The sequence below is a fragment of the Lacrimispora sp. BS-2 genome, from assembly GCF_040207125.1.
In the GTDB taxonomy this organism is placed as follows: domain Bacteria; phylum Bacillota; class Clostridia; order Lachnospirales; family Lachnospiraceae; genus Lacrimispora.
This window is the reverse complement of sequence record NZ_CP157940.1, coordinates 4227689-4253536: the sequence shown is the minus strand read 5'-3', so window position 1 is coordinate 4253536 and position 25848 is coordinate 4227689. Positions and strand designations below refer to the sequence as shown.

Sequence of the window (25848 nt, the reverse complement as noted above, 5' to 3'; positions counted from 1 at the left end):
ATGAGTCATGCTCCTTCGCCTGCTGCAAGGAATTACTTCCCGTTTGCTTCCCTGTTAGCCTTAAACTCATCCATGGAAACGTAATTGTCCAGAAGATGCTGGCCTTTATACCTTAAGTTTGATACGCCAAAAGGTGCATACTGGCCTTCAAATACATCCAGCTTGCTGGCTACATATTTGCTGACTGAAATGCTGAAAGGCAGTACAAATGCATGGTTTACCAGACTCGCTTCCGCCTTGGCAAATGCCTCATAGCGGGCGTTGATATCCACCTTGATATCCTTTGCTGCCTCTACCAGAGTAAAGTACTCCACCGCCGCATCGGCGGAAGGGGTCCCCTCCTCAATGGCCTTTGCAATATTTCCATACTTATATCCAGGGTCGTATCCATCCTCGCCCTTTGCCTGGTAGAATGGATCGGTCCAGGTTTCCGGATCTGCATAATCAGCTCCCCAGTTACATTTCATCAATGCAAACTTGCCGTTTCGGCGCACTTCCGTTAAGAATCCATCCGCAGGACCGGCCTCCACAATGATATCAATAAAGTCCGTGCCAAGCAGGCTTTCCATCTGCTGTTCCACCACCTGGCATTCCTTATCCCAGTTGACTTCGGAAGGGTTATAGGGCATCAGAACCTTTACCGGGAAGGTAACACCCTCAGCCGTAAGCTCCGTCTTTGCCAGGTCACGGTATTCCTTTGCCTTTGTCTCATTATAGGTCTGCCCAAGGGATGCCATATCGCCCACTGTGGTGTAATCCACTCCATCTGCATTGAATGTAAAGTTGGCCGGCGTAATGGAATTGATCACAAAATCATCAGGAGCAGCCGGCTCCAGAACCGCCACTTCCTTTGTCTTATTTAAGCCTGCAAACAATGCCTTGCGGAAGTTTTCATTATTCACCGCTTTCCTCCAGTTATCCGGCTCATACTGGGCATCAAACTGAGGATTAAAGTTAAAGCTGTAGAAATAGGAATAGCTGGTTTTCGGCCTTTCACGGCTGACCAGGTTCTTGGTATCCTCGCTGCTCATCAAGTTATCCAGGATGTCAGAGGAAATCTCTGCATAATCAATTTCCCCGCGCTTTATCATTTCGGGTCCAATGGTATTGTATTCCGCATTATAGATCTCCTGGATCTCATTTATGTAAATCATATCCGCATCATAATTTGCGGCATTCTTTTTGAATACATGCTTCTCCTGGGGAGAAAATTCCTCCAGATAAAACGCACCATTATAGTACATTTTATCCACGCCCGTACCAAAATCCTTTCCCAGTTCCTCAAGCTGCGGGCCATAAGCCGGCATATATACTACGTAGACCAGGGAAGAAAGAAAATACGGAACCTCTTTCTCTAAGGTGTAAGTAAGAGTATGTTCATCAACCGCCTTTACACCTACCTCTGAAAAATCAATTGGTCCCCAGACCTCTCCGTCCTTATCTGCTCCGCCGTTATAGGCCAGTCCATTATAATAGTTCTCCGCATTGGCTATGATACCAAAAAGGTTCTGTACGTTTGCACTTTCATATTCAGGAGTCAGCTCATATTTCATGGCATCAACAAAATCCTGGGCAGTCACATCCGCGACTTCAGCGCCGGTGTGATCCACCCATTTTGCCTCCCGCAGCTTAAAGGTCCATGTCAGCGTGGTCTCGTCATAGTTCCATTCTGTTGCAAGCCCCGGCTTAATCTGTCCCTTGTTATCATATTCAATCAGGGTGTCCACACAGTTGGCCCCTATTTTGTGATCAACTTCCGCTGAGGAAGTAAGATAATTAAGGGTCGTCGCCTCAGAACCATACAGCTTGGTATAGACAGCAGGGGTCCCGCTCTCCGCTGTTCCGTTTTCATTTCCTGGGGCTTTGGAACCATCTCCTGTGGTCTTATTCCCGCCACAGCCGCTTAATGCCGCAGAAGCAGCCAGAACTGCGCATAGCACCGCAGCCATCAGTCTTCTTTTTTTCATAAATTCTCCTCCATTTTCCTAATATTTCTAACCCAAACGGGATTAGTACCTTTTCATGACATCAGTCACAGAATGCCGCCACCTTGCTGATTCCCATTCCAGGGTCCTCATTCATAACAATCCTGGGTCCGTCAAAAACCGGTCCACCTATGTACGGATCTTCCCTGCAAAGAGACGGTCCATCCAGATCCGCCCGGGTAATGATCCCCTTTCCGGCTGCCAGATGAGCTGCCGCGCTCACCGCGACCTTGCTCTCCAGCATACATCCGATCATGCACTCCATTCCAAAGCTTTCCGCAATGGCGCAGATCTTTAAAGCCTCATGGATACCCCCGGTCTTCATAAGCTTAATATTAATGAGATCCGCCGCCCGTTCCCTGATGATCCTTATGGCATCCTCCGGAGAAAAAACGCTCTCGTCCGCCAGAATAGGCGTATAAACCTGGCTGGTCACAAGCTTCATCCCCTCAAAGTCATGGGCATTTACCGGCTGCTCCACCAGATCCATGCCAATTCCCATATCTTCCAGCGTCCTTATGATCCTGACTGCTTCCTTGGCAGACCAACCCTGATTTGCATCAATGCGCAGTCTGATATCCGGCCCCACTGCCTGACGAATGGCCTGAATCCGCTCCACATCTTTCCCGCTTTCTTTTCCCACTTTGATTTTCAGGATACGAAAACCCTGTGAAACCGCCTTTAAGCTGTCAGAAACCATCTCTTCAACACCATTGACGCTGATGGTCAGATCCGTTTCGATCTCCCCGCGTCCGCCCCCCAGTATCTTATATAAAGGTTTCCCACAGGACTTTGCAAAAAGGTCATAAACAGCCATGTCCACCGCTGCCTTAGCAGAACTGTTCTTCCGTATGCAGCCATGAAGCTTTTTCATGATCCCATCCAGATTTTCAATCTCCATGCCAATAATTGCCGGAGCAATGAATTCCTCAATGGCGGAAAGGATGGAGCCATGAGTATCCCCTGTGATCACCGCAGTAGGAGGCGCCTCACCAAACCCAGTCTGACCGTCATCCGTTGTGATCCTAACCACGATATCGTTTACACTGTCAACCGTCCTTAAAGCCGTTTTAAATGGTGTTACAAGAGGAATATTGACCTTTGCTGTTTCTATCTTTACAATTTTCATTGACTTTCCCTCAATTTCTTATATCTCCTTATTGACCTGTTTAAATAAGTCCAGGGAAATCTCAGCCATGGCCCTTTCAAAAGCAGGAGTATCCGTCTCATTTCCACAAAAGCAGACCAAAAACGGCTCCTTTCCATAGACAATCCCCACATCATGAGTGATCCCCGTATCTTCCCCGGTCTTGTGGGCAATTTCGGGACTATCCGGAAGAGCTTGCAGATAAAATGGGATCTTACTGCATAGCTGCTGATTTTTTAGAATTGAAATCATTGTTTCACTGGACTGCTTATCTATAAGAGTTCCTTCATAAATCATTTTTAGAAGTCTGCCTGTTTCATAAGCAGTTATGTAGTTCTGGATTCCCTGAGCTGACTTTTCCATATCATACATTTTTCTCTGGAGAAGGGTCTGCCGGAACCCAAGCCCCCGGACCGTTTCGTTGATCTCCTCCATTCCAAGAATATCAATCAAAACATTGGTTGCCGTATTATCGCTGAAAATGATCATTAAGGTGACCAGATCCATACCTGTTACCAGAATCCCGTCGTGAAGATAAGTAAGAGCACCACAGGAAGGAACGCAGTCCTCTCTTTTCACTGCAAACAGCTCATCCATCTGGAAGGTTCCTTTTTTTCTCTTCTCAAATGCAGCCGTCATGACAAACAGCTTGATGACGCTTGCCGCCATCATGGGTTCCTGTTCGCCATAAGCAAATCCGTCCCCTGTCTTCAAATCTTCATATAAAAAACTGATTTTTCCAGGAAGCTGTTCCAGCTTCTCTATTATTTCGTCCTTCATACCTGTAAATAAACTCCCTGCCAGTCAAATTTAACGGTCTGATATAAAAAAAGAGGCACTGCACCTATTGTCTACAGCTACCTCATCGCACCTGATTTTATCTCCCCCAAAGCCCTAAGCTTAGTATAATAAATTCTGAAAAAAAATCAAGCTATTATTTGTATAAATACGGACTTCCGGTGAAATCCACCGAAGCAGATATGAAAAAAGAACAGTTTCATAATTAAATAAAACTGTTCTTCTCATGCGCCGGACAAGATTCGAACTCGCGGCCTTCTGGTCCGTAGCCAGACGCTCTATCCAGCTGAGCTACCGGCGCGTTTATGATACATGGTTAATATACACCCATTTGCTGATTTTGTAAAGTGATGAATTAATTGTACAGCTATTTGTCTCCGATTTTTTTTAAAAGACTATCCATTTTACAATTACAGAACTACGGTAACTTTTGTTCCAATGTTGATTTTGCTTTCTAAAAGAATCTCTCCGCCGTGCCGTTCTATAATCGCCTGTATGATGGACATCCCCAGGCCGTTGCCGGGAATCTGTTGTAAGCGGGAACGATCCGCTCGAAAGAACGGCTCGAATGCCCGTGCCGCATCTTCTTCTGTCATTCCAATGCCTGTATCACATATTAATACAGAGATTTTTCCGTCAGGAGTATTTTGAAGTTTCGCCTCCACCGTGCCGCCGTCCTTGTTATACTTGACAGCATTTTCGAAAAGGTTGTAAAAAGCGGATCTCAGCAGCATACGGTTGCCTGTAATCAAACAGTCATTTTGGGGAAGGATACAACAGAGATTTTTACTCTGAATAGCCTCCTTGAGTTCTTCAGCTATCTCGCAAAACAAAGTACGGAGAGAAATTTCGTCATCCAATTCCGTTTTTTCCTGAGAGGATAATAAAAGCAAATCACTGACAATACAAATCATCCCGTCGACATTTTGCTCCATAACCAGAATGGTATCCTTATAGTCGTCAGCGCTTGGTAAATCGTCCAGCTGTAACACCTGTAAAGTAGTCTTCATTGTTGCAAGCGGCGTTTTTAACTCATGGGCTGCGCTGGCGGAAAAGCGTTTTTGTTGCTCAAAAGAGTTCTTAAGCCTGTCAAGCATACCGTTAAATGAAGCAGTGATGCTGCCCACCTCATCTTTAGCAGTAGTTTCTTCAATGGACTTGCTTAAATTATGCTCGTTGATATCGTGTATGGTTTCACTTAGTACCGTAAGAGGCCTCAACGCCCGTCCCATGATCCAATAGGTAACGCTCAGACCAAAAGTAATAATTGCAATTAACACTGTGACGCTTTGAAGGGAAAATCCTTTTTGTGCGGCCGTGACTTCTATTTGAGCCGAGAGGTTATTCAAAGTATTCACATTCACATCATGGTTACTGTCTATTGGGGCGTTATCCAGAATTACTTTGTTCATCTTCTCATAAGAACCTTCCTCTAATTGCGGGGCGACAAAGTAATAGTTTGCGCTCAGAATTGAAACTATTGTCAGTACCGTAGTAAGCAGTACAAGAAGAAGTCCTACCAAGAGAGTAATTCTAAGCCTGAGAGAAATTTTATGCATCCTGGTTCCCCTCTCTTATGACATAACCCTGCCCCCGGATATTTTTTATGCAGTCTCCCCCGCCAGCTGACAGCTTCTTTTTCAGCGAGTGCATGTGATATTTAAAGGAGTTGGAAAACAAATCAACCTCGCTGTCCCATACATGCTCAATGATTTCTTCGGCACTGATAACCTTTCCTATATGGAACATCAGGTACTCCAAAATGGAATACTCTTTATTGGTAAGGTTTATGGGTAAACTGTCTACGGAAACAGCCTTGCCAAGCATATCCAGTTCAAGACCGCCGCAAATTAAGAAACTTTCCTTATAAGTAAAAGACCAGCGCAAAAGATTCCGTATTCTGGCAGTAAGTTCTTCAAAATCAAAAGGCTTTGCTAAATAATCATTTGCACCGCAGTCCAGCCCCCGTACCTTGTCCTCAATCTCGCTTCTCGCGGATAAAATCAATACCTTCAACTCAGTATCTGTTCCGCGAAGCGTCTTCAAGACTGTAATGCCGTCCACCTTTGGCATATTAAGGTCGAGTATAAGAAGGTCATATTTATTTATCTCAAGATATTCCAACGCTTCCTCCCCATCATAGGTTTGGTCTACCGCGTAGCCCACTTTTTTAAGTCCTTTGGCAATTGCTGAGGACAATAATTTTTCATCTTCTGCCAACAGTATTTTCATAACTTCTCACCTTCTTTAATGCCTCAAAACCGCACAATATCTGTGCGGCTTTGAGATAATTTTACCATTTGTCCGGTTATTCTTCAACAACCACTTTTTGCATAAGTTCAGCACCGTCTGGTATCGATGGCATCTCATCCTCATCATAAACTTTCAGATTTGCGTCAGCAGATCCGGTTACATCTACAAATTCTTTGTTCATCATGACAGCATCTGCAGGAATATCCGGCATTTCACCTTTGTCATAGGTTTGGATATCAGCAATAATACTGTCTACTGTTCCCTTAAATTCGTGACTGGCTGCGTATGCGCTTACCCCTGTGGTTGCGACTAAAGCCATTGCAAAAGCTGGAATCATTGTTCTCTTTAATTTCATTTTTAAAACCTCCATTAATTTTTTATTTTGTTTCCCGGCTACATCTTGAGTATACATGGATGAAGGTTAGATGAAAGTTAGGTTTAAAAATACTTTTTTCTTTAACGCTAATACTCTTCATAAATATCTTTGCTTTCTCTAATGATTTCAAAAAAAACACGGCAAAAACCTTTGACGATGGAAAATACAAAATGCTTACAATTGAGCCTAAGGGATTATTGTCTTATTATTGTTATGACGTGGCAACGCTATACAGGACGCAGCCGGCCGCCTTATCGGCAAAGCCCGTCTAAATTGATCATTTACATACCCCGCCTTTTTGTATATGTAGTGCTATCATATCCAAATTCCACTTTTTCTACTGTTGATAAAAGCGCAAAGTCATTTGTTAATCCATTTAAATTGCTAATTAACGAATTAAGAACTACTGTTAAATTGGCGTCTGCTGTTAGGCTCTATACTCATACCAATGCGCTCCACCAGTGTGTGTAAGCTGCTTTATTAATTTTATTCTGATTATTGATATACATGTTAGCAAGCACGAAAAAGGCACCCTTTACAGAATGCCTCCCCGGATAATCCGATCTGCGAATCCTAAGATTAACACCGGCAGCAACCAGATCAAATACCAAATAGTCGCAATTAGATTTTTCGATATTTATTTAAAACTCCTTCCTTTTTACTTATTAAACGGAATTTATTTTCTTTTAAAGTAATTGATGTCAGCAAATTGCATTCTTTAGAGCCCGCCCATAGCTGTCAAACATAAAAAAGAGTAATCGTTTATTAACGACTACCCTTAATTATTGACTTTTTAGATTTATAAAAGTTTATCTACCTTATTTTTAGCTTCCGAAATACTGACCCCTGTCATCTCTCTATAATATTTTATTGCTAATACTTTTGTTCTTGAATTGAAATTATTTATAATATAATTATCAATTCCATTGAACTGAGGTTTATGCATTGCTGGGTATACTCCATTCATAGCATTGTTAATATTTTCAACCCATTCAGAACCTTTTCCTTTACAAATAAAGTTAATTTTAGATGGAATTTCCCCATAAGAAAATGCAAAACCACTTGACAATATTTGAAGTTTCTTTAACCATCTTAATTCATAAACAGTTTCTTTTCCTTTTCTGTCTATAAAAAATAATCTTTCTTTTTTTAATTGCAATTTTCCAGCTGTGAATGATCTATTAGCAGGTGTTTCAAAATATACATATTCATTTATGGCATTTTTTACTCTGTCAATTCCATCACGCGCTTCCTGTTTACCAATATCAGCGTCCAACACCTGATTATAATAATCAAGAGCTTTTTCATATTCTCCATCGAGTTCAAAATCTCTAGCGCGCAGGAGTAAATTATCAATATCTATTCCATTTACATTAATCGTAGCATTTTCTACATTCAGATTACCATTTACATTTATATTATAGTTATTAATAGCTTGCTCCACTATGTAAGAAGAATTGCAATATGGGCATATTGCGGTATGCTGGCTGGCATCAACTTCAAGGGTAGCACCGCAACTGGTACATTTTGCAGGAATTAATTTAGTCCTTGAAAAAGACTCCTTTTTATCTGTATCTTCAACATTATCTTTTCCTAAAAAAGCACCACATTTCATACAGTATTTTGACTCATCTGGTAATTGTGTGCCACATTTCATACAAAACATGTCTTTTCCCTCTCAATCATTATAATAATTTTAATCTTTTGAATTACTTTACTCTTATTCCTCTTTTATTATTATAAAACACAATCTCTAAATATGAAAGTTTTAGTTAATTAATAGCAAATTTTTAATAATAAGGGAATGAGTTTATTAGTCTCAATTCGTTATATCCATCTGAACACGTTATTAATTTTAAAGTCGTGATATTATTAACTGCTATATCAGCTAAGTTATTAAAATGACGGGCTCGATTGTACCGTAGCCCGCCAATAGATTTTATTCTATGATTTTATTATTTTTTAAAAATTCCTCAGAAAAATGACCTCTGTTTGCTATTCCCAATTTTCCAGAACAAGAAAAGTCTTCATTATTAAATACAAAATACATTTGCAGGCGACTGCTTTCATCTACATAAAATTCTGAAATATCTGAATCAGCAACAAAACATATAGTTAATGTTTCATCTGGCCTGATGATCCTTTCATTACAAAAGGTACGTGTCTCAGTATCATATAAATATAATGTTTTTTTCTGTCCCTCTCTAAGAATTCCACACGTTGGTCTAATTGTAAATGGTTTATTGCATTCATTTTTTATTGACATTACAATAAGTCTATTATATCCAACTTTATTCTCTGTCATTGATGACAATATGAATGTATAGCCATCATTTACATCATCAATAACCTGTCCTGTTCCATCTACAAAATGTCCATCACTAGTTTTTCCATTAAGTTGCAGCGCACCATCTTTGGTAAAACAAAATGTTCTTCCTTCAATGTTTACAATTCCAGTACTCATATATCCATTTGAATCAAAATGATAATAACAATTATTTGATGGATCCTTAAACCAAGTATCTGCTAACATAGCACCATTATCTTCTATATACTTCCATCCTTTGGAATCTTGGGTCCACCCGCCTGCATAACTTACGATAGAACTTGTCAAGCAAAACATAAGCGATAGTAAAATTATAAACTTTTTCATCTTTTTCCCCCTAGTTATCTTTTTTAAATTATATCACTAGTTAACAAAATTCTCAATTGCGATAAGGAGCAATTCTTGTAAATTATACGCTGGCATAATAAAACAATCACAAAGGAAGAAGATAAATTTCCCGAAATACCTCTGCACAGATAAAGGCATACTTCAGCAACATTGCTCACCCTTTTTAATTCCAAGATAAAATATAAACGTTATTCAAGCGCAAAAAAGGCACCCTTTACAGGATGCCTTAAATTATGAAAACCCTTATAAAATAAGGGTTTTCTGTACGTGCGTGAGAAGATTCGAACTCCCGACACCTTGGTCCGTAGCCAAGTGCTCTATCCAGCTGAGCTACACACACATATTCACTTTTTTGCCTTGTCAGGCAAATGCCGGCGACCGGAATCGAACCGGTACGGGAGGTAAGTCCCGCAGGATTTTAAGTCCTGTGCGTCTGCCTGTTCCGCCACGCCGGCATTCTCATGATTTGTGCAAGCAACGAGCCAAGCGAACATGCTTGCATGTTCAGTTGGTGACTGCTGCGACAACTAGCGAAATTCGCAAAGCGTATTTCGTGTCGTTCTCATGGAAATGGGACCTATAGGGCTCGAACCTATGACCCTCTGCTTGTAAGGCAGATGCTCTCCCAGCTGAGCTAAGATCCCATATACGATGCAGTAAATATTATACAACTTACTTGCTGGTTTGTAAAGCCTGTACTTTTTTTGTACAGAACGACCCGGATGGGATTCGAACCCACGACCTCCGCCGTGACAGGGCGGCGCTCTAACCAGCTGAGCCACCGGGCCAGATTATCAAATATTTAGTTCAGTGTCAGTGGACCTTCGGGGACTCGAACCCAGGACCGACCGGTTATGAGCCGGTTGCTCTAACCAACTGAGCTAAAGGTCCTAAACATTATAATCTGCGGATATATTAAGTTTTCTAAAAGCCGATGATCGGACTCGAACCGATAACCTGCTGATTACAAATCAGCTGCTCTGCCAATTGAGCCACATCGGCATTAAATGACCCCAACGAGATTCGAACTCGTGTTACCGCCGTGAAAGGGCGATGTCTTAACCGCTTGACCATGGGGCCGGACTTGCATTTCGTTCTCCTCATAGTCTTCGCTTGAGTATCACGAACTCCCCGAGTAGGACTTGAACCTACGACCCAACGGTTAACAGCCGTTTGCTCTACCGACTGAGCTATCGAGGATTATTGAGGCATATACCCTCAAAACCACACATTGTTACATATCTATCTTCATCCGTTCTTCCTCTTACCTAAACCAACCTGGTTAAGCCCTCGACCTATTAGTGACAGTCAGCTCCACATGTTGCCATGCTTCCACCTCTGCCCTATCTACCTCGTCGTCTTCAAGGGGTCTTACTCTTGCGATGGGATATCTCATCTTGAGGGGGGCTTCACGCTTAGATGCCTTCAGCGTTTATCCCTTCCCGACTTGGCTACTCTGCCATGGCTTTGATAGCCAACAGATACACCAGAGGTCAGTCCATCCCGGTCCTCTCGTACTAAGGACAGCTCCTCTCAAATATCCTACGCCCACGCCGGATAGGGACCGAACTGTCTCACGACGTTCTGAACCCAGCTCGCGTACCGCTTTAATGGGCGAACAGCCCAACCCTTGGGACCTACTACAGCCCCAGGATGCGATGAGCCGACATCGAGGTGCCAAACCACTCCGTCGATGTGAACTCTTGGGAGTGATAAGCCTGTTATCCCCAGGGTAGCTTTTATCCGTTGAGCGATGGCAATCCCACTTTATACCACCGGATCACTAAGTCCTAGTTTCCTACCTGCTCCACCCGTCGGTGTCGCAGTCAAGCTCCCTTATGCCTTTGCACTCTTCGAATGGTTTCCGTCCATTCTGAGGGAACCTTTGAGCGCCTCCGATACCCTTTCGGAGGCGACCGCCCCAGTCAAACTCCCCGCCTGACATTGTCCCCCAGCCAGGTCATGGCTGCAGGTTAGAAATCCAATACCGCAAGGGTGGTATCCCAACATCGGCTCCACAGAGACTGGCGTCCCTGCTTCATAGCCTCCCACCTATCCTGTACATGCAGTACCGAATCCCAGTATCAAGCTGGAGTAAAGCTCCATGGGGTCTTTCCGTCCTGGCGCAGGTAACCAGCATCTTCACTGGTATTTCAATTTCACCGGGTGCATTGTTGAGACAGCGCTCAAATCATTACGCCTTTCGTGCGGGTCGGAACTTACCCGACAAGGAATTTCGCTACCTTAGGACCGTTATAGTTACGGCCGCCGTTTACTGGGGCTTAAATTCAGAGCTTCGCGTTGCCGCTAACCCCTCCTCGTAACCTTCCAGCACCGGGCAGGCGTCAGCCCATATACCTCACCTTTCGGTTTTGCATAGACCTGTGTTTTTGCTAAACAGTTGCTTGAGCCTATTCTCTGCGGCCTGGTTTCCCAGGCACCCCTTATCCCGAAGTTACGGGGTCATTTTGCCGAGTTCCTTAACAATGCTTCTCCCGCCGGCCTTAGGATTCTCTCCTCATCCACCTGTGTCGGTTTACGGTACGGGCACATATCACACAATAGCGGCTTTTCTTGACAGCCCCTACAAAGACTTCCCTACTTATGTTCGGTACGCGTCACACCTTCCTGTTGCTGGGCGGATTTGCCTTCCCAGCCAGTCTAGTGCTTGCCCCGGTCTTTTCATTCCCGGGTTCTTCTTCGGTTCTGTGTCCCCACAGTTCTGATGATATGCGGTACAGGAATTTCAACCTGTTGTCCATCGACTACGTCTTTCGACCTCGCCTTAGGCCCCGACTTACCCAGAGCAGATCAGCTTTACTCTGGAAACCTTAGATATTCGGCCTGGAGGATTCTCACCTCCATCTCGCTACTCATTCCGGCATTCTCTCTTCTTAACACTCCACATCTCCTTACGGTAATGCTTCTGTGCGTTAAGAATGCTCCTCTACCAATGTGTATAAATACACATTCCACAGCTTCGGTGTCGTGTTTCAGCCCCGGACATTTTCGGCGCAGGACCTCTCGACTAGTGAGCTATTACGCACTCTTTGAATGTGTGGCTGCTTCTAAGCCAACATCCTAGTTGTCTGTGAAATCCCACATCCTTTTCCACTTAACACGCACTTTGGGACCTTAGCTGGTGGTCTGGGCTCTTTCCCTTTTGACTACCCAACTTATCTCGTGCAGTCTGACTCCCGTACATCATCTGGCCGGCATTCGGAGTTTGATATTCTTTGGTAAGCTTTGACGCCCCCTAGGAAATTCAGTGCTCTACCTCCGGCAGACTAATACGAGGCTAGCCCTAAAGCTATTTCGAGGAGAACCAGCTATCTCCGGGTTCGATTGGAATTTCTCCCCTACCCACACCTCATCGCCACCCTTTTCAACGGATGTGCGTTCGGTCCTCCATTTCCTTTTACGGAAACTTCAACCTGGACATGGGTAGATCACCCGGTTTCGGGTCTACCTTTACTGACTCATTCGCCCTATTAAGACTTGGTTTCCCTTCGGCTCCACACCTTAAGTGCTTAACCTTGCCAGTAACGGTAACTCGCCGGACCGTTCTACAAAAAGTACGCGGTTCCACCTTTAACGTGGTTCCACAGCTTGTAAACACAGGGTTTCAGGTTCTCTTTCACTCCCCTCCCGGGGTCCTTTTCACCTTTCCTTCACAGTACTATGCGCTATCGGTCACTAAGTAGTATTTAGCCTTGGGGGGTGGTCCCCCCGAATTCCCACAAGGTTTCTCGTGTCTCGTGGTACTTTGGATCCTGCTCGCTGACTATTGCTTTCCCATACAAGGCTTTCACTTTCTATGGCCGGTCTTTCCAGGACCGTTCTGGTAACAAATCGTCTCACTTATTGCAGTCCATAACCCCAGTATGCACGCATACTGGTTTAGGCTCCTTCCATTTCGCTCGCCGCTACTTTGGAAATCGAGTTTTCTTTCTTTTCCTCCGGGTACTTAGATGTTTCAGTTCCCCGGGTTCCCGACGTATGGCTATTTATTCACCATACGACAACTGAGGTTTGCTCAGCTGGGTTTCCCCATTCAGATATCTCCGGATCAAAGGATATTTGCTCCTCCCCGAAGCTTTTCGCAGCTTATCACGTCTTTCATCGGCTCTTAGTGCCAAGGCATCCACCCTGTGCTCTTTATAGCTTAACCAATTCGATGTTCACCTGCGGGTGCGGGCTACTAATCTAAGATACATAGCGTTGTATCTCTGGTCTTAGGTTGTTATTTCACCGTACGTTACGGTTACTTTAACGAGTTTTGTTTGGTTACATCTTGCGATGTAACACCTCGGATGTCTTGATATTGTCTTTATACTTTGACATATAAAAACTTTATCTAGATATATTTCAATATGTGGTTTTCAAGGTACATGCGTGATGCAATCAGAAGCGTGCACAATGGAATGAAAAACCGTGTTGAAAGCTTGCTTTCATAAGCAGTTTTGTATTTCATTGTATAGGCGTGGAACGCCGCGACTGAGAAAAGCGTCAGCTTTTCGAAGTACACCTTCGTAATTACACCAAATGGAGATGGAGAGATTCGAACTCTTGACCCCCTGCTTGCAAGGCAGGTGCTCTCCCAACTGAGCTACACCCCCATAAAGTAATCTGGCACCCACCTGCTCTCCCATGCCGTCTCCAGCATAGTACCATCGGCCGCTTAAGTCTTAACCATCGTGTTCGGGATGGGAACGGGTGTCTCCCCTAAGCGCATCGGCACCAGAAATCTTTTGTCTTTCTTGGTGTTTCTATTATTCTTTTTTATTTCTTTGAAAACCAAAGACTCAACAGTATATAAAACCCTTACTTCTTCTTCCTTAGAAAGGAGGTGATCCAGCCGCACCTTCCGATACGGCTACCTTGTTACGACTTCACCCCAGTTATCAGTCCCGCCTTCGGCAGCTCCCTCCTTACGGTTGGGTCACTGACTTCGGGCGTTACCAACTCCCATGGTGTGACGGGCGGTGTGTACAAGACCCGGGAACGTATTCACCGCGGCATTCTGATCCGCGATTACTAGCGATTCCAGCTTCATGTAGTCGAGTTGCAGACTACAATCCGAACTGAGACGTTATTTTTGGGGTTTGCTTAAGATCGCTCCTTTGCTTCCCTTTGTTTACGCCATTGTAGCACGTGTGTAGCCCAAATCATAAGGGGCATGATGATTTGACGTCATCCCCACCTTCCTCCAGGTTATCCCTGGCAGTCTCCCCAGAGTGCCCAGCTCTACCTGCTGGCTACTAAGGATAAGGGTTGCGCTCGTTGCGGGACTTAACCCAACATCTCACGACACGAGCTGACGACAACCATGCACCACCTGTCTGGAATGCCCCGTAGGGAAGGCCCCGTTACGGACCGGTCATTCCGATGTCAAGACTTGGTAAGGTTCTTCGCGTTGCTTCGAATTAAACCACATGCTCCACCGCTTGTGCGGGTCCCCGTCAATTCCTTTGAGTTTCATTCTTGCGAACGTACTCCCCAGGTGGAATACTTATTGCGTTAGCGGCGGCACCGAAGAGCTTTGCTCCCCAACACCTAGTATTCATCGTTTACGGCGTGGACTACCAGGGTATCTAATCCTGTTTGCTCCCCACGCTTTCGAGCCTCAACGTCAGTTACAGTCCAGTAAGCCGCCTTCGCCACTGGTGTTCCTCCTAATATCTACGCATTTCACCGCTACACTAGGAATTCCACTTACCTCTCCTGCACTCTAGCAACACAGTTTCCAAAGCAGTCCCGGGGTTGAGCCCCGGGCTTTCACTCCAGACTTGCATTGCCGTCTACGCTCCCTTTACACCCAGTAAATCCGGATAACGCTTGCCCCCTACGTATTACCGCGGCTGCTGGCACGTAGTTAGCCGGGGCTTCTTAGTCAGGTACCGTCATTTTCTTCCCTGCTGATAGAGCTTTACATACCGAAATACTTCTTCACTCACGCGGCGTCGCTGGATCAGGGTTTCCCCCATTGTCCAATATTCCCCACTGCTGCCTCCCGTAGGAGTTTGGGCCGTGTCTCAGTCCCAATGTGGCCGGTCACCCTCTCAGGTCGGCTACTGATCGTCGGCTTGGTGGGCCGTTACCTCACCAACTACCTAATCAGACGCGGGTCCATCTCATACCACCGGAGTTTTTCACACCGTACCATGCGGCACTGTGTGCTTATGCGGTATTAGCAGCCGTTTCCAACTGTTATCCCCCTGTATGAGGCAGGTTACCCACGCGTTACTCACCCGTCCGCCGCTCAGTCAATTTTAATTCCGTCCGAAAACTTCCTTAAAATTGCTTCGCTCGACTTGCATGTGTTAAGCACGCCGCCAGCGTTCATCCTGAGCCAGGATCGAACTCTCAAATTTAAGCAGATAGTCTTTGAAAGCGGTCGGTGATTTGTAGAAAAGTCTGTTGAAAGCTCGCTTTCATAAGGACTTTTTTGCGAATCTCCGAACATTTGCGAAGCAAATGGTAGCGAATGAAGCAAAGCTTCATGAGCGTACCGCTTGGACTTGCCATTCGGTTCAATCCGGGGTCAAAATCAACTAACTAGCTAATTTATTTCCCGTTTTACTTGTTGTTTGGTTCGTATACAATTGCTTGTATTCGTTCTGAATTTTCTCATTCAAAGTCATCAAACATGACTTGTTTTATTAGAATTTTCAGGGTTTTACATACTGTTCAATCTTCTGTTTTCAAAGTGCTGTGCATCTGTAAGAAGCTTTCGCTTCCTTGATGCTGACGCAGAAGGAGGGATTTGAACCCTCGCGCCGCTACTAACGGCCTACTCCCTTTCCAGGGGAGCCCCTTCAGCCACTTGGGTACTTCTGCAGTTAGCTGATTCTTCTATGTTATTAGCGGCTAAAAACCTGCCAACGGAGAGGGTGGGATTCGAACCCACGCGCCCTTGCGGACAAACGGTTTTCAAGACCGCCTCGTTATGACCACTTCGATACCTCTCCAAATGCGCTTTTATATTTTAATAGAAGTCCATGCTTTTGTCAAGCACTTTTTTCTACTTTTTCCAAATCTCTTGGAGACCAATGCTGCTTGTTCGCTGTACTTATCAGCTGCAACTTGGATAGTTTATCATTGTTTGTTTGTTCTGTCAACACATTTTTACATTTTTTTCAAATTATATCTTTAAGTCTTAAAAATACTCCAAAAGCCGTTGTTTTGCTTCTTCAGCTGTCTTAAAATCTTCTACTGTGCCGGTCATATAACTGAGTGCATCTTCCCATACTTTTACTGGATAATCTTCTGCCGGTATTTCGGCAACAACAAAACGACAGCACCTTATAGAAATACAGTTTCTTAAATCTGACAGGTACATGCAGCCGGAATTCGCCGCTATCCGGTCCAAAAGCCCAAGCCTGGCGTTTTTGTCCTTCTCTATCCTGTTATCTTCAGTTTTCATCTACCGTACCTTCTTTCATCTTTCCTGCCCATGCGTTCTGGGCATAAAGGTATACCCGCAGGGTGTTGCTTCTCATGCAGCAGCCGGTGCCATCGGAAGCCGCCCACCCGCATGGCGGACTTTTCTGTATAATCATACATTAAATACTTTATATAACTAATAATATTGTAATGAATGCAACATGTCAAGTGATGGATTGCATTATTTACTACATATATTTCATACAATGCAATACTATGGAATCAGGAGGAGCTACCTATGTATATAGATTTCAATTTTTCCAAACGTCTTTCAGAGCTCAGAGCTCAAAAGGGCGTGTCTGCACGTGATATGAGTCTGTCTCTTGGGCAGAATCCCACATATATCCATAAAATAGAAAATGGACTGGCTCTTCCGTCCATGATGGGTTTTTTCTATATATGCGAGTATCTGGACATCGAACCAGCCGAATTTTTCTCTCACAGCATCAGCAGCCCCTCAAAATTAAAAGAACTAATAGAGGATGCGCAGCATTTAAACCGGGAGCAGCTTGACCACCTTCATCTGATTGTAAAGGATCTTTTAAAATCAGGAGGGAAAAAATAAAAAGGAAGCTGCACTTACAGCATTCCTTTTATTTTTCCCGTTGTTTTCTTTTTATCAGCACTTCGGCAATTTCCATGTCCTCCGGTGTTGTAATCTTAATGTTAGCATAATCGCCCCGAATTAATTTCACCTTTTCCTGAGTCATGGTTTCTACCACCATGGCATCATCCGTTACTCCCCCCTGATACTGCTCCGATGACATAAGCTTTTCATAAGCACGAAGCGCCAGCTCATATTCAAATGCCTGAGGAGTCTGAATCAGCCATAGACTGTTCCTGTCCGGTGTCACGGCGGCAAATTCATCATGATCGGAAATTTTAATAGTATCCTTTACAGGCATCCCAACCGCACATGCCCTGTACATTCTGGCTGCATCGGAAGCTGCCTCTATGATCTCGACCGTCACACAGGGCCTGGCCCCGTCATGGATCAGAACATATTCACAGTTATTCACTGCCTTAAGTCCTTCATATACGGAATGATACCGTTCCTTTCCACCTTCAGTCACCGCAGTCACCTTTTTAAAACCGTATTTCTCTATGATCTCCTCCTGGCAATACCCGGACTCTTCCGGACCGGTTACCAGGATGATCTCATCTACCGAACTGTTCTCAAAGGCACGAAGTGCATAATACAGCAGAGGTTTCCCAAAAAGCTCCAGATACTGCTTATGGACCTGGGTCCCCATACGTGTCCCTTTTCCTGCTGCTAATATGACCGCAGCCGTTCTACCCTTTCGTTCCATCCGTCCATCACCTCTCACCCAGCTTTAAATTGGGCACTGCATTTAAATCCCAACCAGCCCTTGACCCATTAATGTACTCATAATAAGCCGCTGTGCCGATCATGGCTGCGTTATCAGTGCAGTAAATGGGTGAAGGATAGTAAAAGGCAATACCGGCTTTTTCACAGGCAAGGCTCATCCCTTGCCTCAGGGCAGAATTGGAAGCCACACCGCCGGCTATGGCAACCTTTTTAAATCCATATTCCTTTGCCGCATCCACAGTATGGCTTACCAGCACATCCACCACCGCATTCTGGAAAGAGGCCGCCAGATCAGGAACATTGATTTCCTCTCCCATCATGCCCGCATGGTTGATGTGGTTTAATACCGCAGACTTTAGTCCGCTAAAGCTAAAATCGTAAATGTTCCCTTCCACCTTTGCCCGTGGGAATTTGATGGCATGGGGATTTCCTTCCCTGGCCGCCCGGTCAATCTTTGGACCTCCCGGATATCCAAGGCCTACTGCTCTTGCCACCTTGTCAAATGCTTCTCCTGCCGCATCATCCCTGGTACGGCCCAGGATTTCAAATTCACCGTAATCCTTTACAATGACAAGATGGGTGTGGCCGCCGGATACGATCAGGCATAAAAACGGAGGCTCCAGATCCGGATGCTCAATGAAGTTGGCCGATACATGTCCTTCAATATGATGGACCCCCACTAACGGCTTGCCTGCAGCATAGGCAATGGCCTTTGCCTCAGCAACGCCTACAAGGAGCGCTCCCACAAGGCCCGGGCCATAAGTAACACCTATTGCGTCCATATCCTCCAGGCACAGCCCTGCCTCCAGAAGGGCTGCTTCTATGACCTGATTTATTTTTTCAATATGCTTTCTGGATGCGATTTCCGGTACAACGCCCCCATATAGGGTATGCAGGGCGATTTGGGAGGAGATCACATTGGAAAGGATCTCTCTTCCGTTCTTTACTACGGCAGCCGCCGTCTCATCACAGGAACTTTCAATCGCCAGTATATAGACATCTTCCTCTGTATGATTCTTTTTCATTGCCGCTCCCTCACTCCTCATCAAATTCCAGCTCCAGTGTCCAGGCATCCTTTGCCGCTTTGGCGCGGGGGAAGATTTCCCGGACCTTCTCCATAAATTCCTCTGGCCTGGTAAGGGAGGGGCTGTAATGGGTCAGCCACATCTGCTTAGGCTGGGCTTCCTTTGCCAGCCTGGCTGCCTCATAAAAAGTCATATGCTTATATTCTCTGGCTTTTGCTTCCTTTCCTTCCTCACCGTACATGCCTTCGCAGATAAAAAGATCCGCCTCCCTTGCATATTCCGCAATTACAGGAACCGGCCTTGTATCCGTACAATAGGTGACCTTAAGCCCTCGTCTTGCCGGGCCTAAGACCATTTCAGGAGTCAGGGTTCTTCCTGCCTCTTCAATGGTTTCGCCTTTTTGCAGACGGCTCCAGAATTTCTGGGGTATTCCGGCGGCATTGGCCCGGTCTACATCAAACCGGCCTGTCCTTGGAATGGAAATGGAATAACCATAACAAACAACATTGTGGTTCACCCGGTAAGCATCGATCACGTAAGGCCCGATCTTTACCTGTTCCCGAACCTGGTCAAGCTCAATGAATTTCAGTTCAAAGGGCAGTTCCGGCGCAATGACCCGCAGAGCACTCACCACACGCTCCAGGCCCTTTGGCCCAATAAGAGTCAGGGGTTCTGTCCTTTCCGCATTGCCCATGGTCAGGAGAAGTCCCGGAAGACCGCTGATATGGTCGGCGTGATAATGGGTAAAACAAATGATGTCAATGGGTTTCGGGCTCCAGCCCTTTTCCTTTAACGCAATCTGGGTTCCTTCTCCGCAGTCAATGAGAAGATCGCTGCCCCCGCATCTGGCCATCATGGCTGTCAGCCACCGGTATGGCAGAGGCATCATTCCTCCGGTTCCCAGCAAACATATATCCAACATAAAATTTCCTCGCTTTGGTTTCTATCAATAAACGGCGGAAAAAAACCGCCTCATAAAATCATATCACAAAGCAGAGGCAATTAGCAACTATAAATATTCCAGCTGTTCTTCCACTTCCACAGGAATCTTGAATTCCTGAATCATGGCATCGTAACATTCCTCGCACAGATCAAAATGATGGATCTCCCCATCCTTCTCGGAAAAAAAGTCCCAGGTATGATTGACGCTTATTACTCCCTCCCTGGCAACACCTTCTGACACGATAATTTTTTTGCCACAGCAGTTGCACACAACTGTTTCAAGCTGACCACCGTTTTTGTACTTTCTCATCTTCCTCTCACCTTTCCATTTTTCTGCTCATGCTTTTTTGGCATAGAGGTATACCCGTAGGGTGTTTCCACTTTATTGCCCATGCTGTTGGGCCTAAAGGGATACCCGCAGGGTATTTCCTTTTTCGCACTTACCAGTCAGGCCCTGTTTCCGTTTTGCGTCATACGAAAACAGGAAAAAGGGCATCCATACTGGATACCCCTACATTATAAACGGTGTTTCCCCTTATTTTTAGTGGTAAATGTTTCATATCCGGCGGTTCCACATGATAATAGCATTTTCGCAGGGATTAAGGTAATAATTTTTCCGGATCGTCTCCTCTTCAAAACCATAGGATCTATAAAGGTTTCTGGCCTTTTTATTACTTTCCCGGACCTCTAAAGACATGGATGTTACCCGGTTTTTTCTGGAATATTCCACCAGCCGGTCCATAAGTTTCTTCGAAAGGCCCCTCCCCCTGTAAGCAGGCAGAACGGCGATCCGAAGCAGCTCTCCTTCCCCGGCAATGACCCGGAAGACGCAGTACCCTAAAGCGGCCCCATCTTCTTCCAGTACCAGCCAGGTATCAAGGCTGCTTTCCAGGCCCTTTTTGACAGATTCCAAAGGCCATGGATCTGAAAAACAGAGCCGTTCTATTTCAGCGACTCCAAATACATCCTCCGGTCTCATTTCATGAACCATGGGATTCTTCCCCCTTTTCCTCCCGTTCCCGCTCCGCCTGGGGCTTTCTCAAATAATCAGGGGCATGCTCCGCTGCCGTAAGAGTCTTTCCCTCTTCATAATACCGGCTGCCTAAAGCCGCAACTGCTGCCGCCCGCTGCCGGTTCAAATGAGCCGGTGCAAACAGGAAGGGAACCGTTATCTTTTCTTGTATCTGTTTTTTATATACAGGGACCCCGTCTCCCAAAAAAATCACCTTTTGTCCCGCCGCATTTAATTCTTCCACCAATTCTTCAATGTCCATGGGACATTGTTCCTTGATCACGGAGAATCCGTCTCTGTTGTCATAGATGCCGGTATATACCTGGTTCCTTCTGGCATCCATGATAGGGCAGACCCGATAGGCGCTTCCGTATAAGTTATAAGCCATGGCATCCACGGTGGGCACGGAAACCAGAGGTTTCTTTAAAGCCAGGCCAAGGCCCTTACCTGTAGCAGAGCCGATCCGAAGCCCGGTAAAGGAACCGGGGCCTCCGGAGACTGCAATGGCATCAATGGTCTCTAAATCCAGCTCTACCATTTTTACTATTTCATCCAGCATAGGAAGAAGGGTCTGGGAATGGGTCCTCTTAAAATTCACCGTATATTCCGCAGTCAGTACCTCGTCCTCCACCACAGCAACGGAAGCTACCAAAGACGAGCTTTCGATTCCAAGTATCCTCATTTACATTCCCTCCACGGTTATTTTCCTGTAATCAAACCCTTTTTCCAAATCCTTTTCAATGGTTATGGTTATTACATGGTCAGGAAGAAGCTCTTTGATCAAATTAGACCATTCAATAAGGCTTACTCCCTTCCCGTAAAAGCAGTCTTCATAACCGATCTCATCCATCTCGCTGATATCGCCGATCCGGTACACATCGAAATGGTAGAAAGGCAGGCGCCCATCCTCATACTGGTTGACAATGGTAAAGGTAGGGCTGTTCACCGGCTCCCTGATTCCAAGGCCCGATGCAAACCCCTGGGTAAATACGGTCTTTCCTACTCCCAGATCCCCGTTTAAGCAATATACAGAAGAAGGTTTCGCTTCCTCTCCCAGTTTTTTCCCAAATTCATAGGTTTCTTCTGGCTTCCAGCTTTCTATTACCATAATTTATATCCTCTTTCGCCTTTCAGGAGGCAGTTTTTCTTTGATAAGCCCGCGGATAGCCGCCTTTTTTTCTCCCGTAACAGAATCAGGCAGCAGATAGGCGTGAACCCGGTCCATATACAGGATCATCATATCCCTTACGCGGTCCACCTTGACCATGTTTTCCCAGGCAATTTCCATGGTTTCCTCTCCCTGGGTAACCAGAATTCCATTCTCACCAAAGGTAAGGGTCATGGGGTTCTGGATCCCAGGAGTCTTTGCCTGCTTAAGAGCCTTTAAATAAAGAATGCCCGGCTGCCAGACCGTAAACATCAGGGCACAAACGATCAGCAGCACCCGGTAAGGGGTGGAATTGGAACTCCATGTGGTAATCAGGAGAAAAACAGCAGCAGCGCTGAAAATAATATTAAAAAGCCCCTGCAGCCCCTGATAGGAATGGTACATGGAAAACTTCCATAAATCCTTTGCCGTCAATTTTACTTCTATTTCAATCGGGTCTTTCTCTTCCACGTTTTCCTCCTTTCTATGCGCTTGGCACAGCGTCTGGCATAGCTTTCTTCTTTTTGAAAAGCCGCCAGGCAAATGAAACTTCCTTTTATAATTTCATGGTCAGAGCGATTCTCTTCTTCTGGACCTCCACGCTTATGACCTTGACTTCAACAATATCCCCAACGCTGACCGCTTCTAAGGGATGCTTGATGAATTTATCCGACATCTGGGAAATATGGACAAGGCCATCCTGGTGGACGCCGATATCTACAAAAGCGCCGAAATCAATGACATTTCTCACGGTTCCCTTTAATACCATGCCCGGCTGCAAATCCTTCATCTCCATTACATCGGTACGGAGAATGGGGGCAGGCATCTGGTCTCTTGGATCCCTTGCCGGTTTTTCCAGTTCTTTTACAATATCCCGCAAGGTGATCTCGCCAATTTCCAACTGGGCTGCCAGTTCTTTATAATCCAGGATCTTTTTACCGATTCCGCTTAAGCCGCCATGAGCCAGTTCTGTCAGCTCATAGCCAAGCTTTTTCAAAAGCTTTTTAGCCGCCTCGTAGGTTTCAGGATGAACGCTGGTTCCGTCTAAGGGGTTCTTCCCTCCCTGGATCCTCATAAAGCCTGCACACTGTTCGTATGCCTTTGGCCCAAGCTTTGGAACCTTTAAAAGCTGGCTCCGGCTGGTAAATGCCCCGTTTTCCTCGCGGTAAATTACGATATTCTTTGCAATGGGCTTTGATATGCCGGAAATATATTCCAGCAGGGAGGCAGACGCTGTATTTAAATCCACTCCCACCTTATTCACACAGTCCTCTACAACGCCCTGAAGGGCCTCGCTTAAATGCTTCTGGTTCATATCATGCTGGTACTGGCCTACTCCAATGGATTTGGGGTCGATCTTTACCAGCTCGGCCAGAGGATCCTGCAGCCTTCTTGCAATAGAAGCAGCACTTCTCTGGCCCACGTCAAATTCAGGAAATTCTTCCGTGGCAAGCTTGCTGGCGGAATAAACTGAGGCACCTGCCTCATTTACAATAATATACTGTACCTGCTCAGGTATTTCTTTTAACAATTCCACGATCACTGCTTCCGATTCCCTGGATGCAGTTCCATTTCCAACGGAAATCAGGGAAACGTGGTATTTTTTGATCAGCTTCTTTAAAACAGTCTTTGCTTCCTCTACCTTGTTCTGGGGTGCTGTGGGATAAATGACTACGGTATCAAGGACTTTTCCTGTCTCATCCACAACTGCCAGCTTGCAGCCTGTCCTGAATGCCGGGTCCCAGCCCAGGACCACCCGTCCTGCAATGGGAGGCTGCATTAAAAGCTGTTCCAGGTTCTTTCCAAACACCCGGATTGCCCCAGTCTCTGCCTGCTCTGTCAAAGTACTTCTTACCTCACGCTCAATGGCAGGGGCTATGAGACGGTCATAGCTGTCCGAGATCACCTCTCTTAAGACAGCCGTGGTGGAGGGGTTGTCCCTTACAATCACCTGCTTTTCCAGAAACCGTAAAATCTGCTCTGCAGGGGCAAGTATTTTTACCGTAAGAATCTTTTCTTTTTCTCCCCGGTTTAAAGCCAGTATCCTGTGGCCTGCGGATTTTTTAATAGTTTCCTCATAATTGTAATACATTTCATATACGGATTCTGCCTTTTCATCCTTTGCCGCTCCCTGAAGGCTTCCCTGGTTCATGGTGGCATTTCTTATATAGGTACGGTATTCCGCATGATCGGAAATCCGCTCGGCCAGGATGTCCTTTGCCCCGTTTATGGCTTCCTCAGGGGAAGAAACACCCTTTTCTTCGGAAACGTACTCTGCCGCTGCCTCTGTTAAGGGAGTCTTTATCATCTGAAGCATGATCAGGTCCGCAAGAGGTTCCAGTCCCTTTTCCTTTGCAATGGTGGCTCTTGTCCTTCTCTTTGGCTTATAGGGACGGTATAGATCCTCCACAGCTACCAGAGTCTGAGCTTCTAAAATCTTTTTTTCCAGCTCCGGGGTCAGCTTCTCCTGCTCCCTGATGGAGGAAAGGACCTGTTCCTTCCGTTCCTCTAAATTCCGCAGATAGCGGAGCCTTTCATCCAGGTTTCGCAGGACCTCATCGTTTAAGGAACCGGTAACCTCTTTCCGGTATCTTGCAATAAACGGAATGGTGTTTCCTTCGTCAATGAGCTTAACTGCTGCCTCCACCTGTCCGCGGGCAATGGAAAGTTCTTCTTGTAATGCCTTAATTATATCCATGGTGATCCCCTTATTTTTTCATAATTTGTCTCCTGATGAATCAAGCTTTATTCAATTTACTATTATAATTCATCAGCCTGTCTTATGCAATACCCGTCTGGACATACCGGCCTTTTCGTGCTACAATCATACAATAAGTATGGTTTATGGGAAATATCCTTTGAACTTCTCATAAAAGGTGCAGTTTTCAGCACTATCCATCCGATTTTGAAGACATCTTTTGTTTTCCTAATATATAAACGAGGTAAATACGAATGGAAGAAAACCATAACACCAATAACGGGATGCTGCCCCAGATCCGCCCAACCGGCTCTTTTCTAGCCTTCTGGTCCGTTCTTCTTGGCGGCTTTGGACTTGCCAGTGACTGCCTTCCCGTGTTCAGCATCTGGAGTCTGCCGGCCGGCCTGTTTCTCGGCCTGATCGGTATCGCATGTGCCGTGCTTTCCAGACAGGGAAAACCCTTTACCCAGCAGGCTCAGCTTGGACTGATCCTGTCTGTTATTTCCGCGGTCTGCGGCCTTATGATTGCATTGTTTATTATTTTTGTATATGACACCATGGATACCAATACGCCTTTGGGCCATTATTTCAGACAGGTTTTTGAGACTGCCGCTCAGGCCCTTTCAGCCACCTCTCCTTCCGGAGAATAAGGTCTACTTAAATGGAGGCAGCAGATCCACGCTCTGAAAGACCAGCATATAATTTTTAAAAATCCAATTAACCGCAGTAATAGCGACTCCTGCCAGGATGAGTATCCTGGCTCTTTTTCTATACTTCACGGAATCTCTCCGCCCTTTGGCAAAAGCCCAAAAAAGCAATTCCAAAAGCAGCGCAAAGACAGCATAAAGGACCAGCGGATGATACTGAAAACTCATCCGCAGGTCCCCCCGCAGCAATGACCGGACGGCCCGGGTTCCCCCGCAGCCAGGGCAATAAAGCCCGGTTAGGGAATGGAACAGACAGGGAAGCCCAAAGCCAAATATTTTTTTTAACCAGTTCATTTTTTCACCTTTGT

22 protein-coding genes, 12 tRNA genes and 3 rRNA genes are annotated in these 25848 nt (G+C 45.6%); 2 read left to right on the top strand and 35 right to left on the bottom strand.

What is annotated here, in order from left to right:
• Positions 1-32: 32 nt before the first annotated feature.
• From ABFV83_RS19960 to ABFV83_RS19840, 25 genes are all read right to left on the bottom strand, one after another.
• Positions 33-1967, bottom strand: a complete 1935-nt coding sequence (locus tag ABFV83_RS19960; protein ID WP_349946373.1) for a peptide ABC transporter substrate-binding protein — start codon at positions 1965-1967, stop codon at positions 33-35.
• Between the two features lie 61 nt (positions 1968-2028).
• A complete protein-coding gene (locus ABFV83_RS19955) occupies positions 2029-3114 on the bottom strand; it encodes a dipeptide epimerase (RefSeq protein ID WP_349946372.1) in 1086 nt (361 codons plus the stop codon).
• A gap of 18 nt (positions 3115-3132) precedes the next feature.
• Positions 3133-3912, bottom strand: coding sequence for a serine hydrolase (locus ABFV83_RS19950; RefSeq protein WP_349946370.1), 780 nt, complete (start codon positions 3910-3912; stop codon positions 3133-3135).
• 245 nt (positions 3913-4157) lie between these two features.
• Positions 4158-4231, bottom strand: a tRNA-Arg gene (locus ABFV83_RS19945).
• Positions 4232-4340: 109 nt separating this feature from the next.
• A complete protein-coding gene (locus ABFV83_RS19940; protein ID WP_349946368.1) occupies positions 4341-5489 on the bottom strand; it encodes a HAMP domain-containing sensor histidine kinase in 1149 nt (382 codons plus the stop codon).
• Positions 5482-6162: a response regulator transcription factor gene (locus ABFV83_RS19935; RefSeq protein ID WP_349946366.1), complete on the bottom strand. Its 681-nt coding sequence runs from the start codon at positions 6160-6162 to the stop codon at positions 5482-5484. Before ABFV83_RS19935 ends, ABFV83_RS19940 begins: the two co-directional genes overlap by 8 nt.
• Positions 6163-6238: 76 nt before the next feature.
• Positions 6239-6538, bottom strand: coding sequence for a hypothetical protein (locus ABFV83_RS19930; protein WP_349946364.1), 300 nt, complete (start codon positions 6536-6538; stop codon positions 6239-6241).
• 820 nt (positions 6539-7358) lie between these two features.
• Positions 7359-8225, bottom strand: a complete 867-nt coding sequence (locus tag ABFV83_RS19925) for a zinc ribbon domain-containing protein (protein WP_349946362.1) — start codon at positions 8223-8225, stop codon at positions 7359-7361.
• 273 nt (positions 8226-8498) lie between these two features.
• A complete protein-coding gene (locus ABFV83_RS19920) occupies positions 8499-9212 on the bottom strand; it encodes a hypothetical protein (protein ID WP_349946361.1) in 714 nt (237 codons plus the stop codon).
• Positions 9213-9499: 287 nt separating this feature from the next.
• Positions 9500-9573: transfer RNA gene (locus ABFV83_RS19915), tRNA-Arg, on the bottom strand.
• A gap of 29 nt (positions 9574-9602) precedes the next feature.
• Positions 9603-9688: transfer RNA gene (locus ABFV83_RS19910), tRNA-Leu, on the bottom strand.
• A gap of 116 nt (positions 9689-9804) precedes the next feature.
• Positions 9805-9877 (bottom strand) — tRNA-Val (locus ABFV83_RS19905).
• 70 nt (positions 9878-9947) lie between these two features.
• Positions 9948-10021, bottom strand: a tRNA-Asp gene (locus tag ABFV83_RS19900).
• Positions 10022-10050: 29 nt separating this feature from the next.
• Positions 10051-10124 (bottom strand) — tRNA-Ile (locus ABFV83_RS19895).
• A 38-nt stretch (positions 10125-10162) separates the two neighbouring features.
• A tRNA-Thr gene (locus ABFV83_RS19890) sits at positions 10163-10235 on the bottom strand.
• 6 nt (positions 10236-10241) lie between these two features.
• Positions 10242-10313: transfer RNA gene (locus ABFV83_RS19885), tRNA-Glu, on the bottom strand.
• A gap of 47 nt (positions 10314-10360) precedes the next feature.
• A tRNA-Asn gene (locus tag ABFV83_RS19880) sits at positions 10361-10433 on the bottom strand.
• Between the two features lie 78 nt (positions 10434-10511).
• A 23S ribosomal RNA gene (locus ABFV83_RS19875) occupies positions 10512-13404 on the bottom strand.
• 375 nt (positions 13405-13779) lie between these two features.
• Positions 13780-13852, bottom strand: a tRNA-Ala gene (locus ABFV83_RS19870).
• Positions 13853-13860: 8 nt separating this feature from the next.
• Positions 13861-13978 (bottom strand): 5S ribosomal RNA (gene rrf, locus ABFV83_RS19865).
• A 97-nt stretch (positions 13979-14075) separates the two neighbouring features.
• Positions 14076-15607 (bottom strand): 16S ribosomal RNA (locus tag ABFV83_RS19860).
• Together the 16S, 23S and 5S rRNA genes with 11 tRNA genes alongside form the textbook arrangement of a ribosomal RNA operon.
• Positions 15608-15984: 377 nt before the next feature.
• Positions 15985-16073, bottom strand: a tRNA-Ser gene (locus tag ABFV83_RS19855).
• A gap of 45 nt (positions 16074-16118) precedes the next feature.
• Positions 16119-16204 (bottom strand) — tRNA-Ser (locus tag ABFV83_RS19850).
• Positions 16205-16392: 188 nt separating this feature from the next.
• Entirely contained in the window at positions 16393-16659 is a 267-nt protein-coding gene (locus ABFV83_RS19845) for a hypothetical protein (RefSeq protein ID WP_349946359.1), read from the bottom strand.
• Positions 16649-16795 (bottom strand): hypothetical protein, encoded by a 147-nt coding sequence (locus ABFV83_RS19840; RefSeq protein WP_349946357.1) that lies wholly within the window; start codon positions 16793-16795, stop codon positions 16649-16651. Before ABFV83_RS19840 ends, ABFV83_RS19845 begins: the two co-directional genes overlap by 11 nt.
• A 122-nt stretch (positions 16796-16917) precedes the next feature.
• Between ABFV83_RS19840 and ABFV83_RS19835 the strand changes: the two genes are divergently transcribed.
• Positions 16918-17244 (top strand): helix-turn-helix transcriptional regulator, encoded by a 327-nt coding sequence (locus ABFV83_RS19835; RefSeq protein ID WP_349946355.1) that lies wholly within the window; start codon positions 16918-16920, stop codon positions 17242-17244.
• A 28-nt stretch (positions 17245-17272) separates the two neighbouring features.
• On the opposite strand, the gene ispD is transcribed toward ABFV83_RS19835, so the two are convergent.
• The 9 genes from ispD to ABFV83_RS19790 form a co-directional block, all read right to left on the bottom strand.
• Positions 17273-17989: a 2-C-methyl-D-erythritol 4-phosphate cytidylyltransferase gene (ispD, locus tag ABFV83_RS19830; RefSeq protein WP_349946354.1), complete on the bottom strand. Its 717-nt coding sequence runs from the start codon at positions 17987-17989 to the stop codon at positions 17273-17275.
• A 7-nt stretch (positions 17990-17996) separates the two neighbouring features.
• On the bottom strand, positions 17997-19034 hold the full coding sequence (tsaD, locus tag ABFV83_RS19825; RefSeq protein ID WP_349946353.1) for a tRNA (adenosine(37)-N6)-threonylcarbamoyltransferase complex transferase subunit TsaD: 1038 nt from the start codon (positions 19032-19034) through the stop codon (positions 17997-17999).
• Positions 19035-19044: 10 nt separating this feature from the next.
• Positions 19045-19956 carry a ribonuclease Z gene (locus tag ABFV83_RS19820; protein WP_349946351.1) on the bottom strand — a complete coding sequence of 304 codons (912 nt, stop codon included), beginning with the start codon at positions 19954-19956 and terminating at the stop codon, positions 19045-19047.
• An 87-nt stretch (positions 19957-20043) separates the two neighbouring features.
• Positions 20044-20286, bottom strand: coding sequence for a hypothetical protein (locus tag ABFV83_RS19815; RefSeq protein WP_349946349.1), 243 nt, complete (start codon positions 20284-20286; stop codon positions 20044-20046).
• Positions 20287-20532: 246 nt separating this feature from the next.
• Entirely contained in the window at positions 20533-20967 is a 435-nt protein-coding gene (rimI, locus tag ABFV83_RS19810; protein ID WP_349946347.1) for a ribosomal protein S18-alanine N-acetyltransferase, read from the bottom strand.
• The gene (gene tsaB / locus ABFV83_RS19805) at positions 20957-21670 is read right to left on the bottom strand and encodes a tRNA (adenosine(37)-N6)-threonylcarbamoyltransferase complex dimerization subunit type 1 TsaB (RefSeq protein ID WP_349946345.1); all 714 of its coding nucleotides are present in this window, start codon (positions 21668-21670) and stop codon (positions 20957-20959) included. The genes rimI and tsaB overlap by 11 nt, the downstream gene beginning before the upstream one ends.
• Positions 21671-22096: a tRNA (adenosine(37)-N6)-threonylcarbamoyltransferase complex ATPase subunit type 1 TsaE gene (gene tsaE / locus ABFV83_RS19800; RefSeq protein ID WP_349946343.1), complete on the bottom strand. Its 426-nt coding sequence runs from the start codon at positions 22094-22096 to the stop codon at positions 21671-21673.
• Positions 22097-22099: 3 nt separating this feature from the next.
• On the bottom strand, positions 22100-22606 hold the full coding sequence (locus tag ABFV83_RS19795) for a YcxB family protein (RefSeq protein ID WP_349946341.1): 507 nt from the start codon (positions 22604-22606) through the stop codon (positions 22100-22102).
• An 85-nt stretch (positions 22607-22691) separates the two neighbouring features.
• Entirely contained in the window at positions 22692-24833 is a 2142-nt protein-coding gene (locus ABFV83_RS19790) for a Tex family protein (RefSeq protein ID WP_349946339.1), read from the bottom strand.
• A 254-nt stretch (positions 24834-25087) separates the two neighbouring features.
• On the opposite strand from ABFV83_RS19790, the gene ABFV83_RS19785 reads away from it, so the two are divergent.
• Entirely contained in the window at positions 25088-25483 is a 396-nt protein-coding gene (locus ABFV83_RS19785; RefSeq protein WP_349946337.1) for a sodium:solute symporter, read from the top strand.
• Between the two features lie 3 nt (positions 25484-25486).
• Here the strand turns inward: ABFV83_RS19785 and ABFV83_RS19780 are convergent, their stop codons facing one another.
• On the bottom strand, positions 25487-25834 hold the full coding sequence (locus ABFV83_RS19780; protein ID WP_349946335.1) for a DUF2752 domain-containing protein: 348 nt from the start codon (positions 25832-25834) through the stop codon (positions 25487-25489).
• Between the last annotated feature and the right edge of the window lie 14 nt (positions 25835-25848).

Coding starts and splice junctions, on each gene's coding strand:
- ABFV83_RS19960 (WP_349946373.1), bottom strand. CDS start 1,967: ATGAAAAAAAGAAGACTGATGGCTGCGGTGCTATGCGCAGTTCTGGCT.
- ABFV83_RS19955 (WP_349946372.1), bottom strand. CDS start 3,114: ATGAAAATTGTAAAGATAGAAACAGCAAAGGTCAATATTCCTCTTGTA.
- ABFV83_RS19950 (WP_349946370.1), bottom strand. CDS start 3,912: ATGAAGGACGAAATAATAGAGAAGCTGGAACAGCTTCCTGGAAAAATC.
- ABFV83_RS19940 (WP_349946368.1), bottom strand. CDS start 5,489: ATGCATAAAATTTCTCTCAGGCTTAGAATTACTCTCTTGGTAGGACTT.
- ABFV83_RS19935 (WP_349946366.1), bottom strand. CDS start 6,162: ATGAAAATACTGTTGGCAGAAGATGAAAAATTATTGTCCTCAGCAATT.
- ABFV83_RS19930 (WP_349946364.1), bottom strand. CDS start 6,538: ATGAAATTAAAGAGAACAATGATTCCAGCTTTTGCAATGGCTTTAGTC.
- ABFV83_RS19925 (WP_349946362.1), bottom strand. CDS start 8,225: ATGTTTTGTATGAAATGTGGCACACAATTACCAGATGAGTCAAAATAC.
- ABFV83_RS19920 (WP_349946361.1), bottom strand. CDS start 9,212: ATGAAAAAGTTTATAATTTTACTATCGCTTATGTTTTGCTTGACAAGT.
- ABFV83_RS19845 (WP_349946359.1), bottom strand. CDS start 16,659: ATGAAAACTGAAGATAACAGGATAGAGAAGGACAAAAACGCCAGGCTT.
- ABFV83_RS19840 (WP_349946357.1), bottom strand. CDS start 16,795: ATGATTATACAGAAAAGTCCGCCATGCGGGTGGGCGGCTTCCGATGGC.
- ABFV83_RS19835 (WP_349946355.1), top strand. CDS start 16,918: ATGTATATAGATTTCAATTTTTCCAAACGTCTTTCAGAGCTCAGAGCT.
- ispD (WP_349946354.1), bottom strand. CDS start 17,989: ATGGAACGAAAGGGTAGAACGGCTGCGGTCATATTAGCAGCAGGAAAA.
- tsaD (WP_349946353.1), bottom strand. CDS start 19,034: ATGAAAAAGAATCATACAGAGGAAGATGTCTATATACTGGCGATTGAA.
- ABFV83_RS19820 (WP_349946351.1), bottom strand. CDS start 19,956: ATGTTGGATATATGTTTGCTGGGAACCGGAGGAATGATGCCTCTGCCA.
- ABFV83_RS19815 (WP_349946349.1), bottom strand. CDS start 20,286: ATGAGAAAGTACAAAAACGGTGGTCAGCTTGAAACAGTTGTGTGCAAC.
- rimI (WP_349946347.1), bottom strand. CDS start 20,967: ATGGTTCATGAAATGAGACCGGAGGATGTATTTGGAGTCGCTGAAATA.
- tsaB (WP_349946345.1), bottom strand. CDS start 21,670: ATGAGGATACTTGGAATCGAAAGCTCGTCTTTGGTAGCTTCCGTTGCT.
- tsaE (WP_349946343.1), bottom strand. CDS start 22,096: ATGGTAATAGAAAGCTGGAAGCCAGAAGAAACCTATGAATTTGGGAAA.
- ABFV83_RS19790 (WP_349946339.1), bottom strand. CDS start 24,833: ATGGATATAATTAAGGCATTACAAGAAGAACTTTCCATTGCCCGCGGA.
- ABFV83_RS19785 (WP_349946337.1), top strand. CDS start 25,088: ATGGAAGAAAACCATAACACCAATAACGGGATGCTGCCCCAGATCCGC.
- ABFV83_RS19780 (WP_349946335.1), bottom strand. CDS start 25,834: ATGAACTGGTTAAAAAAAATATTTGGCTTTGGGCTTCCCTGTCTGTTC.